Source organism: Burkholderia mycopellens (assembly GCF_964265025.1).
Taxonomy (GTDB): Bacteria; Pseudomonadota; Gammaproteobacteria; order Burkholderiales; family Burkholderiaceae; genus Burkholderia.
This window is the reverse complement of the sequence record NZ_OZ183803.1, coordinates 1,288,908-1,304,441: the sequence shown is the minus strand read 5'-3', so window position 1 is coordinate 1,304,441 and position 15,534 is coordinate 1,288,908. Positions and strand designations below refer to the sequence as shown.

Here is a 15,534-nt window from a genome sequence, read left to right as displayed (position 1 = left end):
GGCCGTCGATGAGAGAATCGCAGCCACGATTTTCTTTCAACGGAGCCCGCATGAAGCACCTGCTGTCCCGGCTGTTCGTCAGCGCCGCGCTCGTCGCGCTTGTTCCGGCATGGCCGGCACAGGCGGCCACGCCGCCCGGCATCTTCGTCGTCGCCACGCAGCTCGGCGAATTCACGACCCTCGACCCGAGCGGGATTTACGAGCTGGTGCCGTCCGAGTACGTCGCGAACACCTACGAACGCCTGGTGCGTGTCGACCTGAAGGACCCGACGCGCTTCGACGGGCAGATCGCTCAATCGTGGACGGTCGGCGCCGACGGCATGACCTACACGTTCAAGCTGCGCCCCGGCCTCACGTTCCATTCCGGCAACCCGGTGACCGCCGACGACGTCGCGTGGTCGCTGCAGCGCACCATCCTGCTCGACAAGGGGCCGGCCGGCGTGCTCGCCGATCTCGGTCTCACGAAGACGAACGTGATGCAGAAGGTGCGCGTGGTCGATGCGCAGACCGTCGTGCTCGAAACCGACCGCAAGTACGCACCGAGCTTCGTGCTCAACGTGCTGAGCGCGTGCCCGGCATCGGTCTTCGACAAGAAGCTGCTGCTGTCGCACCAGCAGGGCAACGATTTCGGCAGCGGCTGGCTCCGGACCAACGACGCGGGCTCGGGCCCGTACCAGCTCGTCAAGTGGACGCCCAACGAGACCATCGTGCTGCAGCGTTTCGACAAGTACCGCACGCCGTACCCGATGAAGCGCGTCGTGCTGCGTCACGTGCCCGAAGCGTCCGCGCAGCGGCTGCTGCTGGAGAACGGCGACGCCGACGCCGCGCGCAACCTGAGCCCCGACAGCCTCGCCGCGCTGACGAAGGCCGGCAAGATCAAGGTCGCGTCGTGGCCGGTGTCCGCGCTGTTGTACCTGAGCCTGAACACGAAGAACCCGAACCTCGCGAAACCCGAGGTGCAGCAGGCGATGAAATGGCTCGTCGACTACGACGGCATCCAGCGCAACATCGTCAGCACGACCTACAAGGTGCATCAGACCTTCCTGCCCGAAGGCTTCCTCGGCGCGTCGAACGCGCGGCCGTACAAGCAGGACGTCGCGAAGGCGAAGGCGCTGCTCGCCAAGGCCGGCTTGCCGAACGGCTTCGACGTGACGATGGACATGCCGAACGACTATCCGTACCTCGAGATCGCGCAGGCGCTGCAGGCGAACTTCGCGCAGGGCGGCATCCGCGTGAAGCTGATTCCGGGCGATGCGAAGCAGGCGATCGGCAAGTATCGCGCGCGCCAGCACGACATCTTCATCGGCGAATGGTCGCCCGACTACATGGACCCGAACAGCAATGCGCGCGGCTTCGCGTGGAATCCCGACAACTCCGACCAGTCGCCGACGAAGATGCTCGCGTGGCGCAACAGCTGGGACATTCCGCAACTGACGAAGGACACCGAGGCCGCACTCGTCGAGCCGTCGCCCGCGAAGCGCGCACAGCGCTACGAAGCGCTGCAGAAGGCCGTGCTCGCGAACTCGCCGTTCATCATCATGTTCGAGAAGGTCGTGCAGGTCGCGACGCGCCCCGGCGTGACCGGGCCGGAAATCGGGCCGATCAACGATCTCGTGTCATACCGCACGCTCGCGAAGTAATCGGGGCCGCCCGCGCGGCCGACCATGCCGGCGCGCGGGTAATCGCCGCAAGCCGCCGCGGCGGCGCTAGGCCGTGCGGCGGCCGGCGATCTACAATGGCCGGCGCCGCGGGGGCCGGCTGGTCCCGGCGATGGCACCCACCACCGAATTCGCTTCGCGAAGGAAAAACGGATGCGCACGCTACAACAACTGAGAATGGAATTCCTGCAGTACAAGATCGAACCGATCGGCTGGCTCGGCGACAGCCCTTCCCGCTTCGACTTTTATACGGAAACGGCGATCGGGTGCGACACCATCCTCGAGCTCGGCGTGTTTACCGGGCTGACCACGACGGCCTTCATGCTCGCGCAACCGAAGCGCCTCGTGTCGGTCGACATCTCCGACGAGCACTTCCACATCCGGCGCGAACTGGAGCAGGCCGCGCAAGACCTGTCGGTCGACTTCGAATTCAGGATCGCCGACGATCTCGCGATGGAGCCGCTGGCATCCGACCTGCTGTTCATCGACACCACGCATACGTACGAGCAGACGCTCGCCGAACTGAACCGCTTCGGCCCGCTGGCACGCAAGAAGATCGTGCTGCACGACATGACCACGGCCGGCGTGTACCAAGCCGTGTTCCAATGGCTGTGGGACAACAAGCAGTTTCATATTACGTATCACGACAGCCGCGGCTGCGGCGCGGTCGTCTGCGAGCGCCACGTCGGCTACTGAGCCGGGCACGCCCACCGGGGAAAACACATGCATTCGAGCGAGCACGCGGTCTGCGTGGCCATCAACGACAACAACCGCGCATGGTACGAAATGCTCGTCCCGTTCCTGCTGTCGCTGCGGCACACCGGCTACGACGGCCGGATCGCGGTGATCGGCTACGGGCTCTCCGAACGCAAGCGGCAGATCCTGGCGAGCCAGTCGGTCGACGTGATCGAAGCATCTGGCGCATATGCGCTGCCGGTCGGCCGCTTCATCGAGGCCGCCGAGTATTGCGCCCGCAACCCGCAGATCCGCAAGCTCGCGCTGTACGACGCCGACATCTGGTTCTGCGCGCCGGAGTTCGACCTGTTCTCGCAGATCGGCGACGACCGGATCCACGCGTGCCCCGACCCGCTGTTCTGCACGTTCGTCGTCACGCCGCTGATCGGCGAGCGGCGCGACGCTCATTGGCGTCTCGTCGTCGACGAAGTCCGCGCGCGCCACGGCGGTGCGCTGCAGGCCGGGCTCGTCGCCGGGACCGCCGACGCGTGGGCACGCTACGCCAGCCATCTGCGCGACTGCATCGCCCGCATCGGCACCGATTTCCAGGAATGCTTCGGGATCGATACGACGTTCCTGCACCTGTGGAGCGCGCAAGGCGAAACGGCGCTGCTCGATCCGGTCCAGAACTTCGTCAGCAAGTACGGCATTCACGAAGCGTTCGACGCAAGCGACGGCACGACGACGCTCCGGTATCACGGCGAGCCGATCCGCGCGCTGCACATGACCGGCGACATCCGCTTCCTCGACCGCTGGCGCTACTACGCGAACCACACCGACGCCGCGCTGCGTGACGGCGTGCCGTTCGCGCTGTCGGACGGCACGCCGGTGCAATCCGACGCGGTGGCCGCGCGCATCGCGGCGGCCGACTACCTGCGCTCGGCCGGGCTGACCGTCGCGTCCACGGCGATCGAGGAAAGCGCCGGCGCCTACCTGCAGGCGATCGACGAACCCGGCGGCACGATGCTGATCGGCAGCGGAAACCACGAAGCCGTGTTCACCGCGACCCGCGACATCGCGCGGCTGAACGTCTACGTCACGCATCCGTCCGGCTCGCCGTCGCCGCTGCTGTGCGAAGTGCTGGTCGACGGGCAGCCGCAGCGCAAAGGCACCGAGTTGATGGCGCATTTCTGGTATCGGATCGTGGCCGGCACCGTCATCACGCTGCGCTCGACGAGCCTCGGCGGCCAGCAGTGCAACGTGATCTGGCGGCTTCGCGAAGCGCCGGACATGCAGCAGTAGGCACCGGCCGCTGCCGTTCAGTTGAAGGCCGCCCACACCAGGTACGCATTCAACCCGACGATCACGACCGTCGCCGCTCCGGCGACGATCCGCAGCGGCAGCCGCATCGCGTAAGCACCCATCACGTCCGCGCGCGCCGACAGCATCAGCAACGCGATCATCGGCAGCGGCAGCACGAAACTCAGCACGACCTGGCTCGCGACCATCGCGCGCGTGACGTCGCAGCCGAGCGCGACCACCGCGAACGCGGGCGCGATCGTCACCGCGCGCCGCACCCAGACCGGCACGCGGCGGTGGATGAAGCCCTGCATCACGACCTGCCCGGCCATCGTGCCGACCACCGAACTCGACACGCCCGACGTCAGCAGCGCGACGAGAAACAGCGCGCCGGCCGCCGGCCCGAGCACCGGGATCAGCGTGTGATACGCGGCGCCGATGTCGGTCATGCCCGGCGCGCTCGCGTGAAACGCCGACGACGCCATCATCACCATCGCGAGATTCACGAACCCGGCCAGCCCGAGCGCGATGACGACTTCGCGGTTCGAGAAACGCACGAGCCGCCGCCGCTCCGCATCGTCGCGCGGCGCGGTGCGATCCTGCGTGAGCCCTGAATGCAGATACAGCGTGTGCGGCATGATCGTCGCGCCGATGATCCCGACCGCGATCGTCAGCGCCGCGCGATCCGGAATCTGCGGAACGACCAGGTGAAACACGGCCGCGTGCCAGTCCTGCGGCGCGATCAGCAGTTCGCCGAGATAGCACGCGCCGATCACGCCGACCAGCGCCGCGATCGCGGCCTCGAGCGGCCGGAAGCCGCGCTTTTCGAGCGCGAGGATCGCGCAGGTCGCGAGCGCTGTCGCGATCATCCCCGCGAACAGCGACAGGTGGCACAACAGCCCGAATGCGAGCGCGCCGCCAAGGAATTCGGCGAGGTCGGTCGCCATCGCGGCGATCTCGGACGCGACCCACATGCCCCACACGACCGGCGCGGGAAAGCGGTCGCGGCACAGCTCCGCGAGATTGCGGCCGGTCACGATGCCGAGCTTCGCGGACATCGCCTGGAACAGCATCGCGATCGCGTTCGCGGCCAGCACGACCCACAGCAGCCTGTAGCCGTACGCGGCGCCGGCCTGGATGTTGGTCGCGAAGTTGCCGGGATCCATGTAGCCGATCGACGCGATGACGGCCGGACCGACGAACGGCAGCAGCGCGGCGACGCCGGTGCGGCGCCCTTCCAGCGCGGCGCGCGCGGCGCCGTCGGTGTGCCCGGTGGGCCGGCCCGGCAGCGCGAAGCCGCCGGCAGGTTTGCTCGTGACGGGAATCATGGTGAGGTTCCGTTCGAATGAGGAAGGCTTCCTGAAGTTCGGGCGCCGCGGCCGGCGTGCCGCCTGCCGGCCACGACGGCGGCGGCGTTACAGCGGCACGACGTCGGGACGGTTGCGCGGAAACTGCGCGATCACGTCCGGCGCGAGGTTCAGGTGCGCTTCGACGAGCTGCGGCGGCGTATGCGCAAGCCAGTCGGACAGCGACACTTCCGCATAGCGGTCGGTCTTGAAGATCTCGAGGAACACCAGATCGGTGCTGCCCGTGTTCTGCACGTAGTGACCGAGGCTCTTTTTCACATAGCCGACGTCGCCCGCGCGGAAGTCGGCCGTCTGCGCCTTCGGCCCCGTGTCGAACACGGTCATCCGTGCGTCGCCCTGCAGGTAGTACTGCCATTCATCCGCGTTCGGGTGCCAGTGCAGCTCGCGCATGCCGCCCGGATGCACGGTGACGAGCGCCGCCGCGACGGTGGTCGACACGTTGAAGTTCGTGCTGTCCGCGATCCGCACTTCGCCGCCGCGGGTCTGCCTGACCGGCTTCATGTCGCCGAGCGAGAAGGTGAACGGATGAGGCGGCGCCCCGGCCGACGACGCCGACGCGCGCTGCGCTTGCGGGAGCGGACCCGGTTCGTCGCCCTGGAAGATCCACAGGTTGTCGAGCGGAATGTTCCTGAATGCGTCGGCCGGCACGCCGAAGTTGAGCGCGAGCACATCGGGCGGCGTGTGCGCGATCCAGTCGGTCAACAGCAGCGTGTTGAATTCGGACGCGCGGCCGTTATCGAACGCGAGCAGGAATTCGGCGCCGTCGGTGCCGAGGCCCTGCAGCGAATGCGGCAGGCCGGGCGGGAAATACCAGAGATCGCCGGTTTTCACGTCCTGCACCGATGGCCGCCCGAGCTCGTCCAGCACCGTGATCCGGCTGCGGCCGTCGAGCATGATGGCCCACTCGGCCTGCTGGTGCCAGTGCATCTCGCGAATGCCGCCGCGCGTGAGGCGCATGTTGACGCCTGAAATGGTTTCGGAAATCGCGAAATCGTCCTGCGTGACTTCGCGCGCCCATCCACCATTTTGAATGCGCTTATGCGCATTATTGAACGAGGCCCAGAATAACGGCATGCCGTTGATATCGGTGGCCGGCGGATCCTGAAAAGACGGGAATTGATTGGCGATTGCCGGATTTTTCGGGCCCGGGTCGGTCAGGCTCTGGCGGTTGCGCGCATTCACCGCGCCTTCCGGCGGGCGGTCCGGATTGCCGAACGAGGCGGCCTTGGCCGATACCGCGATACCCGCGGCGGCAATGGCGCCGGCGGTTTCCGCCAGCATCTTGCGTCGAGAAAGATTCGTCATGGTTTCCTCTTCATACCTGCAATTGAGCGAATTTCCATTACGGAACACATGCCGTTTTTCGGATTATCGAAAATCGAACATCCCGTGACGAAAGTTAAATCCAGATCGCCGAAAAACTTAAATGAATTATTAACCTTAATTAATGATTTAATCTGATCCGCTTTAACTTTGTAATTATTGCGGCGCAGCGGGATACTGAAAGGTGACCGATATCGGTGAATCGGTCAGGTCCGGTGAATGCGGAAATACGACCGCGCGCGGTCGGGATGCCACACGTGGCGACAAGATCGAGACATGCAACGCACGATCACGATGCGGCGCAGTCGATTCGGATCACTGATCCTCTCAAACTGAAACAGCCGCATCCGATGCGTCGAACGCCAGCCAACCGGGCCGGGGTGCGGTTTACGCCCGCGGCATTTCGTCGAGCCGTTGCGCGGCGAACCGCAATCCACCCAGGATGCGCTCCGCTACCCTCGCCGGAAAACCGGGAGGCAGCGCAGCGCCGACCGATTCGATCACATGCGGCGTCATCGCGACGAGCCGTTCGACGATCGGCGTCGCAATATCGCCGAGCAGGCAGTATTCGGCCATCGCGGTGAAGTGCCGTCGCGTCATGTCGCGCATCGCATAGTGCTTGCGCTTGCCGTGCACGGCCATCGCGAGCTTCGCCTTGTGCCACGACCACGGGTTCCCGCCATCGCCTTCGACCGGCCAGATCGACATCACGTCGTAGAGCGGCGTGAGGCGGAAACGGCCGCCCGGCAGCAGGCGCAGGCTGAAGTTCTTCGCGTGCCCGTCCGGTGCCGCGAGCATCCAGAACACGCCAGGGCCGCGAACAGTGTGTCGAGATCCTCCCGCGCCGTTTCCGAACGGCGCAGGAGGCCGACCAGGTCAGGCACGCCGGGGCCGCCCTGCGATTCATACTTCAGGTGCGGTGGCACGCCGAGCGCCTGGCAGAAGTCCTCCTGCGGCAAACGCAACAGCCACCGGCCGTCACGATGCAACGTACGATCGAAACGCTCGACCGACAGTACCGTGTGCGCGCCGAAACGCACGATTTCCATATGGGCGGCCGGCAGACCGAATGAATTATTCCTGTGGGGCATAAACGCAAAATATGCCTGACAGAGATAAAAACGCCTTTTTCACCTGCCCCCATGACCGCGCCCTCGACCCTATCGCCGCCCATCACCCCATAGTTTTTATCCGCTAGCGCGATTGATTTTGGCTTTGTTAGATAGATGACATTGAATCATCCAATGACAACGATCTAACATACCGATGACCTGCGCGTTCGCCCATACCGTCGAATCCCGCTTTGCCGAGCTGACGCCGACCGCGAAGCGCATCGCGAGCTACATGCTCGCGAACCTCGATCGGCTCGGCCTCGAAACCGCCGACCAGATCGCGCAGCAAACCGGCACCAGCGGCATTTCGGTCGGGCGTTTCCTGCGCAGCGTCGGTTACCGGAATCTCGACGACCTGAAACGCGAACTGCGCGGCGACAGCGACCGTCCGTGGATGATCACCGACCGCCTCGACGAGTACCGCCGCGCCACCGCCACGCCAACGACCACCGGCGAGCGCGACAGCCATCGCGGCGACGGCACGCTTGCGTCGTCGCTCGAGCGCGAACTCGACGCGATCCGCCACGTCTACCGGCTCGCCGAAGAACCGGTGTTCGCGCAGGTGGCCGACCGGATCGCCCAAGCCGACGCCGTGTTCATCCTCGGCATCCAGTCGACGCGCGGCATCAGCAACGCGTTCAGCAGCTACCTCGAATACCTGCGCCCGCGCGTGTTCTACTCGGACGGCCAGTCAGGCTCGTACGTCGATTCGCTGAACTCCGAATTCGAGCGGCCGTACTGCATCGTCACCGATACCCGCGCCTATTCGCGCAGCGCGCGCCGCTATTGCCAGGCGGCCGCCGAACGCGGCCAGCCGTTCGCGCTGGTCACCGATCTGTATTGCCCGTGGGCGCGCGAGTGGCCGGCCGACCTGCTGCAGGTGAAGACCGACGTCGGCCAGTTCTGGGATTCGCTCGCGCCGCTCACCTGCCTGTTCAACCTGCTGATCACCGCCGTGGTCGACCGCCTCGGTCCCGCGATCGACCGGCGCGTCGCGCGCAATCGCGAACTGCAGCGCACGTTCGACCAATTCGAATCCTGAGCAAACCGGACCGCCGATGAACCATTACCGCCTCGTCGAAATCACGCCCGCCACGCATCGCGTCGAGATCGATCTCGTCTACGCGACCGAGCGCAACCTGACCGGCAAGCCGATCTACCGCAACGCGCACTGTCTGCTGCTCGAGCCGGCCGAAGCCGCACTGCGCCGCGCGGTCGACGTGGCCGCGCAGGCCGGCTTCACGCTGCGCCTCTACGACGCGTATCGCCCGCCGCAAGCGCAGCAGGTGCTGTGGGAGTTCCTGCCGGATCCGAACTTCGTCGCCGATCTCGGCCGCGGGTCGAACCACAGCCGCGGCACCGCGCTGGACCTGACGCTCGTCGGCGCGAACGGCGAGCCGCTCGACATGGGTACCGGCTTCGACGAGATGGTGGCCGCGTCGGGCCATTTTCACGCGGGCTTGCCCGAGCATGTGCAACGCAACCGGCTGCTGCTGCTCGGCGTGATGCACGCGGCCGGCTTCGCGCATATCGACAGCGAGTGGTGGCACTACGAGCTGCCCGGTTCGCACGCGCTGCCGCCGATCGACAACGCGGCGAGCGGCCCGTGGCGCCTGATGTGACGACGCTGCACGCCCGCCCCCTTTTCATGCAGGTTCACGTTCAACGACTCAAACGACAGATGGAGAAGCGCCCATGAAATTCCCGACCTCCCGGCTCGTCGCGGCGCTGGCCGCCGCGTCCCTGTTCGCCGCCGTTCCGCTTTCCACCGCCCATGCGGAAACGCCGAAGGACATGTTCGTGATGGCCACGCTGCTCGACGAATTCACGACGCTCGATCCGGGCGAAATCTACGAGCTGGTGCCGGAGGAATACGTCGCGAACACGTACGACCGGCTCGTGCGCGTCGACCTGCGCGATCCGTCGAAATTCAACGGCGACGTTGCGCAGTCTTGGACCGTGAGCCCCGACGGGCTGACCTATACGTTCAAGCTGCGCTCGGGCCTCAAGTTCCACTCGGGCAACCCGCTGACGGCCGACGACGTCGCGTGGTCGATCCAGCGCACGGTGCTGCTCGACAAGGGCCCGGCCGCGGTGCTGACCGGCATCGGGCTCACGAAGGCCAACGTCGCGGCGAACGTGAAGAAGCTGGACGACCAGACGGTGTCGATCACGACCGATCACAAATACGCGCCGACCTTCGTGCTCAACGTGCTCGGCTCGTGGCCCGCGTCGGTGCTCGACAAGAAATTGCTGCTGTCGCACCAGCAGGGCAACGACTTCGGCAATGCGTGGCTGAAGACCAACGAGGCCGGCTCCGGTGCGTACAAGCTCGTCAAGTGGTCGCCCAGCGACAGCATCGTGCTGCAACGCTTCGACGGCTACCGGCTGCCGCTCGCGATGAAGCGCATCGTGCTGCGCCACGTGCCCGAAGCGGCGAGCCAGCGGCTGCTGCTGGAAAACGGCGACGTCGACGCGGCGCGCGACCTGAGCCCCGACGATCTCGCGTCGGTCGTGAAATCGGGCAAGGCGAAAGTCACGGCCTCGCCGCAGGCAACGCTGCTGTATCTCGGCCTGAATACGAAGAACCCGACGCTCGCGAAGCCCGACGTGCAGGAAGCGCTGAAGTGGCTGGTCGACTACGCGGGCATCCAGGCCAACGTCGTGAAGACGACCTACAAGGTGCACCAGACCTTCCTGCCCGAAGGCTTCCTCGGCACGCTGAATGCGAACCCGTACAAGCTCGACGTCGCGAAGGCGAAGGCGCTGCTCGCGAAGGCCGGCGTGCCGAACGGCTTCTCGGTGACGATGGACGTGCGCAACGACTATCCGTACACGGAGATCGCGCAAGCCGTGCAGGCGAACTTCGCGCAGGCGGGCGTCAAGGTGCAGCTGATCCCCGGCGACAACAAGCAGACGCTCGCGAAATACCGCGCGCGCCAGCACGACATCTACATCGGCGAATGGTCGGCCGACTACATCGACCCGCACAGCAACGCGCAGGGTTTCGCATGGAACCCCGACAACGCCGACAAGTCGAGCTACAAGATGCTGGCCTGGCGCAACAGCTGGGACATCCCGCAGCTCACGAAGGAGACCGACGCCGCGCTCGCCGAGCCGACCGCCGCGCAACGCGCGCAGCGGTACCAGGCGATGCAGAAGGAGATGCTCGCGCGCTCGCCGTTCGTGATCATGTTCGAGAAGGTCGCACAGGTCGCGATGCGGCCCGGCGTGAGCGGGCTCGAAGTCGGGCCGATCAACGATCTCGTGTCGTACCGTAACCTGAAGAAGCAATAAGGTTCGCCGCATGTCGACTCCCGCCTCCTCCCTCGAAGCACTGCGCACGCTGCCCGCGCGGCGCCCGGCCGTACGCTGGGCGTTGCGTGTGCTGCGCTGGGCGCTCACCCTCGCCGTCACGTTCGCGGGGCTGCTCGCGCTGACGTTCGTGATCGGCCGCAAGGTGCCGATCGATCCCGTCCTCGCGATCCTCGGCGATCGCGCATCGGCCGACGCGTACGCGGCCGAGCGCATCGCACTCGGCCTCGACAAGCCGCTCGTCACGCAGTTCCTGATCTACGCGCGCGACGTGCTGCACGGCAATCTCGGCATGTCGCTGCTGACGTCGAACCCCGTGCTCGACGACATCAGGCGGGTGTTCCCGGCCACGCTCGAACTCGCGACGATCGCGACGTTGATCGGCATCGCGATCGGCGTGCCGCTCGGCGTTGCGGCCGCGGTGAAGCACAACCGGCCGATCGACCACATCGCACGCTTCGTCGGCCTGATCGGCAACTCGGTGCCGGTGTTCTGGCTCGGGCTGATGGGGCTGCTGCTGTTCTATGCGCGGCTGCACTGGGTCGGCGGCCCGGGCCGGCTCGATCCCGTGTACGACGGGATGGTCGACCCGCGCACGGGCAGCCTGCTGATCGACGCGGCGCTTGCCGGCGAGTGGGACGTGTTCCGCAACGCGGTGTCGCACATCGCGCTGCCGGCCACGATCCTCGGCTACTACTCGGTCGCGTACCTGAGCCGGATGACGCGCTCGTTCATGCTCGACCAGTTGAGCCAGGAATACATCGTCACCGCGCGCGCAAAGGGCTTGTCGGAACGGCGCGTGATCTGGCGGCACGCGTTCGGCAACATCATGGTGCCGCTGCTCACCGTGATCGCGCTCACGTACAGCAACCTGCTCGAAGGCTCGGTGCTGACCGAGATCGTGTTCGCGTGGCCGGGGCTCGGCTCGTACCTGACCGGCGCGCTCCTGAACGCCGACATGAATGCCGTGCTCGGCGCGACGCTCGTGATCGGCGTGATGTTCATCACCGTCAACCTGCTGACCGACGCGCTGTACCGCGTGTTCGATCCGCGTGCGCGCTGAGGGCCGCTTCGACATGACCGTTTCCATCCTGCTTCCTTCACCGTCCATGCCGAAGGCCATCCGATCATGAATGCCGCCCCTCTCACGCTGCGCGCGTGGCTGCTGTCCGACGCGCCCGCGTCGCGCTCGCAGGCCGCACTCGGCCTCGCGTACCGCCGCTGGCGCCGTTTCGCGGTCAATCCGCTCAACCTGTTCGGGCTCGCGATCCTGGTGACGCTGATCGTCGTCGCGATCGTCGGCCCGCTGATCATGCCGCACGATCCGCTGCGCCAGGTGCTGTCCGACCGGCTGCTGCCGCCCGGCTCGCCGTCGCACTGGCTCGGCACCGACCAGCTCGGGCGCGACATCCTCTCGCGGCTGATCGCAGGCTCCCGCCTCACGCTCGGCATCGCGCTGCTCGTCGTCGTGATCGTCGTGCCGATCGGCCTCGCGATCGGCACGACGGCCGGCTATTGCGGCGGCTTCGTCGACAGCGTGCTGATGCGCATCACCGACATCGCGCTCGCGTTTCCGAAGATCGTGCTCGCGCTCGCGTTCGCCGCCGCGCTCGGGCCCGGCGTGATCAACGCGGTCGTCGCGATCTCGATCACCGCGTGGCCCGCGTATGCGCGGCTCGCGCGCGCGGAGACGATCCGCATCGCGCAGGCCGACTTCATCCACGTCGCGCGGCTGCAAGGCGCGTCGGGCCCGCGCATCCTGCTGCGCTACATCATGCCGCTGTGCATGTCGTCGGTGATCGTGCGCGCGACGCTCGACATGGCCGGCATCATCCTGACCGTCGCGGGCCTCGGCTTTCTCGGCCTCGGCGCGCAGCCGCCGAGCCCCGAGTGGGGCTTCATGGTCGCGTCGGGCCGCAACGTGCTGCTCGACGCGTGGTGGGTCGCCACGCTGCCCGGCATCGCGATCCTGCTCGTGAGCCTCGCGTTCAACCTGCTCGGCGACGGGCTGCGCGACGTCTTCGATCCCCGCCATGGAGCATGACATGCCGATGAATTCCACCCCCGCACCCGCGCCGCTCTGCGAGATCGACGGCCTGAAAATCGGCTTTCGCGGGCACGACGGCGTCGTCACCGACGCGGTGCGCGACCTGTCGCTGACGCTCGCGCCCGGCGAACGGCTCGGCATCGTCGGCGAATCGGGCTCCGGCAAATCGCTGACGGGCCGCGCGCTGCTCGGCCTGCTGCCCGACGCCGCGCGCTGGTCGGCCCGCACGATGCGCTTCGCGGGCCACGACCTGCTCGCGATGTCGCCGGGCGAACGCCGGCGGCTGTGCGGCAGCCAGATGGGGATGATCCTGCAGGATCCGAAGTATTCGCTGAACCCGGTGATGACCGTCGCGAAGCAGATGGGCGAAGCGTTCCGGCGGCACGAGCCGGGCTTGCGCGGCCGCGCGCTGCGCGAGCGGATCGTCGACGCGCTCGCGGCCGTGCAGATCCGCGACCCGGCGCGCGTCGCCGATGCGTATCCGCACGAGCTGTCGGGCGGCATGGGCCAGCGCGTGATGATCGCGATGATGGTGTCGACGGGCCCGCGCCTGCTGATCGCCGACGAGCCGACCTCCGCGCTCGACGTCGCGGTGTCGATGCAGGTGCTCGCGGTGCTCGACGCGATGATCGCGCGTCACAACACGGGCCTGATGTTCGTCAGCCACGACCTGCCGCTCGTGATGTCGTTCTGCGATCGCGTCGCGGTGATGTACGCGGGGCGCGTGGTCGAAACCTGCGCCGCGCGCGACCTGCGCGATGCGACGCATCCCTATACGCGCGGGCTGCTCGCGGCGAACCCGCCGCTCGCGAACCCGCCCGACGAACTGCCGGTGCTGCGGCGCGATCCGGCATGGCTCGACGCCGCGGCGCCCGCGCCGGCCGCTCACCTACCGAAGGAGGCCGCACGATGATCGACGTCGATCACGCATCGATCCGTTTCCCGACCCGCACGGGTCACGTCGACGCCGTGCGCGACGCAAGCTTCGCGGTCCGCGACGGCGAAGTGTTCGGGCTCGTCGGCGAATCGGGTTCCGGCAAGTCGACGCTGCTGCGCGCGCTGACGGGGCTCGTGCCGCTCGCATCCGGCAGCCTGTCGATCGACGGACGGCCGGTGGGCGGCACGCCCGATCGCGCCTTTCGCCGTCACGTGCAGATGGTGTTCCAGGATCCGTACGCGTCGCTGCATCCGCGCTTCACGGTCGACCAGACGCTGCGCGAACCGCTGTCGATCCACGGCATCGGCGACGCCGATGCGCGCATCGCCCGCGCGCTGTCCGAGGTTGGCCTTGGCCCCACGTTCCGGTTCCGCTATCCGCACCAGCTGTCGGGCGGCCAGCGGCAGCGCGTCGCGATCGCGCGCGCGCTGATCGTCGAGCCGCGCGTGCTGCTGCTCGACGAGCCGACGTCCGCGCTCGACGTGTCGGTGCAGGCCGAGATCCTGAACCTGCTGCGCCGCCTGCATCGCGAACGCAACCTGACGATGATCCTCGTCAGCCACAACCTCGCGGTGATCGGCTTCCTGTGCCAGCGCGTCGCGGTGATGCAGCACGGCGAGATCGTCGAGCAGTTGCGGATCGAGGACGTGCGCGCCGGGCAGGTTGCACGCGACTACACGCGCACGCTGCTGAACGCGACCGAAGGCTACCGTCGTCTCGCCCCGGTGGCGGGCGCGCCGGCAGGCTGACATGTGCGCGCCGCACCGGCATGCGATACTCGGCGCGCCACGCAACGGCCCGCGGCCCATGGAACCCTGGTGCGCCGTACGGGTCAATTTCGTTTCGTCAACAGCTCAACCGCAATAGGGAGGCGTTCATGCTGCAATTCATCGAAACCCTGGTCGTCGGGCTCATCGTCGGCCTCCTCGCCCGCGCGCTCAAGCCCGGCGACGACAAGATGGGCATCCTGATGACCATCGTGCTCGGCATCGTCGGCTCGCTGGTCGCCGGCTACGTCGGCCGCGCCGCCGGCTGGTACGCACCGGGCCAGGGCGCGGGCTGGATCGCGTCGATCATCGGCGCGATCGTGCTGCTCGTGATCGTCGGCGCGGTGCGCAAGCGCGCGAACTGAACGGCGCACCTTCGGCTCCAACGCAAGACGGCCGCTCATCTCGAGCGGCCGTCTTGCTTTCCGGGCGGCGCAAGGCCGTTGCCCACACAACGGTCACGACGACCGTTCGTCCTTCGATCTTATGCCACCCGGCATTTCCCTGACTTGCGGTTGCACAGATTCGGCCTACATTGGTTTAAGCAATACGCAATCGTTTGCCGATTGCCATTATTTCGATTTTTTGCACTCAAGAGGTCCGATGGTTTTGCCGTTTACGCATACAGCATTGCAGCGTTGACGGACTGCCACCCGAGCGGCCACGCTGCGACGCGCTTCCTCTCTGGAGCCTGTCATGAAGCATCGCCTGTTCGCCGCCTCGTTCGCCCTGGCTGCCTCGCTTCTGGCCACGTCCTCATCGTTTGCTGCCGGCGCGTCCGGCACCATCACCTTTTCCGGCATGATCGTCGAGCCGCCCTGCTCGTTCGCGGTCGATACGGCCGATCTCGCCCGCGGGCAAGTACGCCCTGACTGTCCGCGCCCGGCAAGCGGCCAGATCGCGTTCGTCGACGCGGCGAGCCAGCAGGCCATCAAGACCACGACCTTTACCCAGGCCTCGCGCGCAATCGTTTTACCGAACCGTCCGGGCAACCACCAGGCGCCGATGATCGCCGTCGTGACGTACCAGTAAAT

Annotated in this window: 14 protein-coding genes and 1 pseudogene; 12 read left to right on the top strand and 3 right to left on the bottom strand. The window is 66.8% G+C overall.

Going from position 1 to position 15,534, the window contains the following annotated elements; all coding sequences use genetic code 11:
* Positions 1–50: 50 nt before the first annotated feature.
* From ACPTTC_RS24155 to ACPTTC_RS24145, 3 genes are all read left to right on the top strand, one after another.
* A complete protein-coding gene (locus ACPTTC_RS24155) occupies positions 51–1,640 on the top strand; it encodes an ABC transporter substrate-binding protein (RefSeq protein WP_423394222.1) in 1,590 nt (529 codons plus the stop codon).
* Between the two features lie 171 nt (positions 1,641–1,811).
* On the top strand, positions 1,812–2,354 hold the full coding sequence (locus ACPTTC_RS24150) for a class I SAM-dependent methyltransferase (RefSeq protein WP_175954041.1): 543 nt from the start codon (positions 1,812–1,814) through the stop codon (positions 2,352–2,354).
* Between the two features lie 27 nt (positions 2,355–2,381).
* Positions 2,382–3,635, top strand: a complete 1,254-nt coding sequence (locus tag ACPTTC_RS24145) for a hypothetical protein (RefSeq protein ID WP_423394221.1) — start codon at positions 2,382–2,384, stop codon at positions 3,633–3,635.
* Between the two features lie 17 nt (positions 3,636–3,652).
* Here the strand turns inward: ACPTTC_RS24145 and ACPTTC_RS24140 are convergent, their stop codons facing one another.
* The 3 genes and pseudogenes from ACPTTC_RS24140 to ACPTTC_RS24130 form a co-directional block, all read right to left on the bottom strand.
* Entirely contained in the window at positions 3,653–4,960 is a 1,308-nt protein-coding gene (locus tag ACPTTC_RS24140) for an Nramp family divalent metal transporter (RefSeq protein ID WP_423394220.1), read from the bottom strand.
* Positions 4,961–5,047: 87 nt separating this feature from the next.
* Entirely contained in the window at positions 5,048–6,304 is a 1,257-nt protein-coding gene (locus ACPTTC_RS24135) for an oxalate decarboxylase family bicupin (RefSeq protein ID WP_423394219.1), read from the bottom strand.
* 405 nt (positions 6,305–6,709) lie between these two features.
* Positions 6,710–7,395, bottom strand: a pseudogene (locus tag ACPTTC_RS24130) (HipA domain-containing protein); the annotation flags it as partial.
* 193 nt (positions 7,396–7,588) lie between these two features.
* Between ACPTTC_RS24130 and sapR the strand changes: the two are divergent.
* From sapR to ACPTTC_RS24085, 9 genes are all read left to right on the top strand, one after another.
* Positions 7,589–8,476 (top strand): sap1 transcriptional regulator SapR, encoded by an 888-nt coding sequence (gene sapR / locus ACPTTC_RS24125; protein WP_423394218.1) that lies wholly within the window; start codon positions 7,589–7,591, stop codon positions 8,474–8,476.
* 16 nt (positions 8,477–8,492) lie between these two features.
* Positions 8,493–9,056, top strand: a complete 564-nt coding sequence (gene ddpX, locus ACPTTC_RS24120) for a D-alanyl-D-alanine dipeptidase (RefSeq protein ID WP_175968556.1) — start codon at positions 8,493–8,495, stop codon at positions 9,054–9,056.
* Between the two features lie 73 nt (positions 9,057–9,129).
* Positions 9,130–10,731 carry an ABC transporter substrate-binding protein gene (locus ACPTTC_RS24115; RefSeq protein WP_423394217.1) on the top strand — a complete coding sequence of 534 codons (1,602 nt, stop codon included), beginning with the start codon at positions 9,130–9,132 and terminating at the stop codon, positions 10,729–10,731.
* A gap of 10 nt (positions 10,732–10,741) precedes the next feature.
* The gene (locus ACPTTC_RS24110) at positions 10,742–11,812 is read left to right on the top strand and encodes an ABC transporter permease (RefSeq protein WP_175968558.1); all 1,071 of its coding nucleotides are present in this window, start codon (positions 10,742–10,744) and stop codon (positions 11,810–11,812) included.
* A 66-nt stretch (positions 11,813–11,878) separates the two neighbouring features.
* Positions 11,879–12,793 (top strand): nickel transporter permease, encoded by a 915-nt coding sequence (gene nikC / locus ACPTTC_RS24105; protein ID WP_423394216.1) that lies wholly within the window; start codon positions 11,879–11,881, stop codon positions 12,791–12,793.
* Between the two features lies 1 nt (position 12,794).
* A complete protein-coding gene (locus ACPTTC_RS24100; RefSeq protein WP_423394215.1) occupies positions 12,795–13,709 on the top strand; it encodes an ABC transporter ATP-binding protein in 915 nt (304 codons plus the stop codon).
* Positions 13,706–14,482, top strand: a complete 777-nt coding sequence (locus ACPTTC_RS24095; protein ID WP_423394214.1) for an ABC transporter ATP-binding protein — start codon at positions 13,706–13,708, stop codon at positions 14,480–14,482. Before ACPTTC_RS24100 ends, ACPTTC_RS24095 begins: the two co-directional genes overlap by 4 nt.
* Before the next feature lie 128 nt (positions 14,483–14,610).
* Complete coding sequence (locus tag ACPTTC_RS24090; protein ID WP_423394213.1) at positions 14,611–14,865, top strand: GlsB/YeaQ/YmgE family stress response membrane protein; 255 nt, start codon at positions 14,611–14,613, stop codon at positions 14,863–14,865.
* A gap of 331 nt (positions 14,866–15,196) precedes the next feature.
* A complete protein-coding gene (locus ACPTTC_RS24085) occupies positions 15,197–15,532 on the top strand; it encodes a type 1 fimbrial protein (protein WP_423394212.1) in 336 nt (111 codons plus the stop codon).
* The last annotated feature ends 2 nt before the right edge of the window (positions 15,533–15,534 follow it).

Coding starts and splice junctions, on each gene's coding strand:
- ACPTTC_RS24155 (WP_423394222.1), top strand. CDS start 51: ATGAAGCACCTGCTGTCCCGGCTGTTCGTCAGCGCCGCGCTCGTCGCG.
- ACPTTC_RS24150 (WP_175954041.1), top strand. CDS start 1,812: ATGCGCACGCTACAACAACTGAGAATGGAATTCCTGCAGTACAAGATC.
- ACPTTC_RS24145 (WP_423394221.1), top strand. CDS start 2,382: ATGCATTCGAGCGAGCACGCGGTCTGCGTGGCCATCAACGACAACAAC.
- ACPTTC_RS24140 (WP_423394220.1), bottom strand. CDS start 4,960: ATGATTCCCGTCACGAGCAAACCTGCCGGCGGCTTCGCGCTGCCGGGC.
- ACPTTC_RS24135 (WP_423394219.1), bottom strand. CDS start 6,304: ATGACGAATCTTTCTCGACGCAAGATGCTGGCGGAAACCGCCGGCGCC.
- sapR (WP_423394218.1), top strand. CDS start 7,589: ATGACCTGCGCGTTCGCCCATACCGTCGAATCCCGCTTTGCCGAGCTG.
- ddpX (WP_175968556.1), top strand. CDS start 8,493: ATGAACCATTACCGCCTCGTCGAAATCACGCCCGCCACGCATCGCGTC.
- ACPTTC_RS24115 (WP_423394217.1), top strand. CDS start 9,130: ATGAAATTCCCGACCTCCCGGCTCGTCGCGGCGCTGGCCGCCGCGTCC.
- ACPTTC_RS24110 (WP_175968558.1), top strand. CDS start 10,742: ATGTCGACTCCCGCCTCCTCCCTCGAAGCACTGCGCACGCTGCCCGCG.
- nikC (WP_423394216.1), top strand. CDS start 11,879: ATGAATGCCGCCCCTCTCACGCTGCGCGCGTGGCTGCTGTCCGACGCG.
- ACPTTC_RS24100 (WP_423394215.1), top strand. CDS start 12,795: ATGCCGATGAATTCCACCCCCGCACCCGCGCCGCTCTGCGAGATCGAC.
- ACPTTC_RS24095 (WP_423394214.1), top strand. CDS start 13,706: ATGATCGACGTCGATCACGCATCGATCCGTTTCCCGACCCGCACGGGT.
- ACPTTC_RS24090 (WP_423394213.1), top strand. CDS start 14,611: ATGCTGCAATTCATCGAAACCCTGGTCGTCGGGCTCATCGTCGGCCTC.
- ACPTTC_RS24085 (WP_423394212.1), top strand. CDS start 15,197: ATGAAGCATCGCCTGTTCGCCGCCTCGTTCGCCCTGGCTGCCTCGCTT.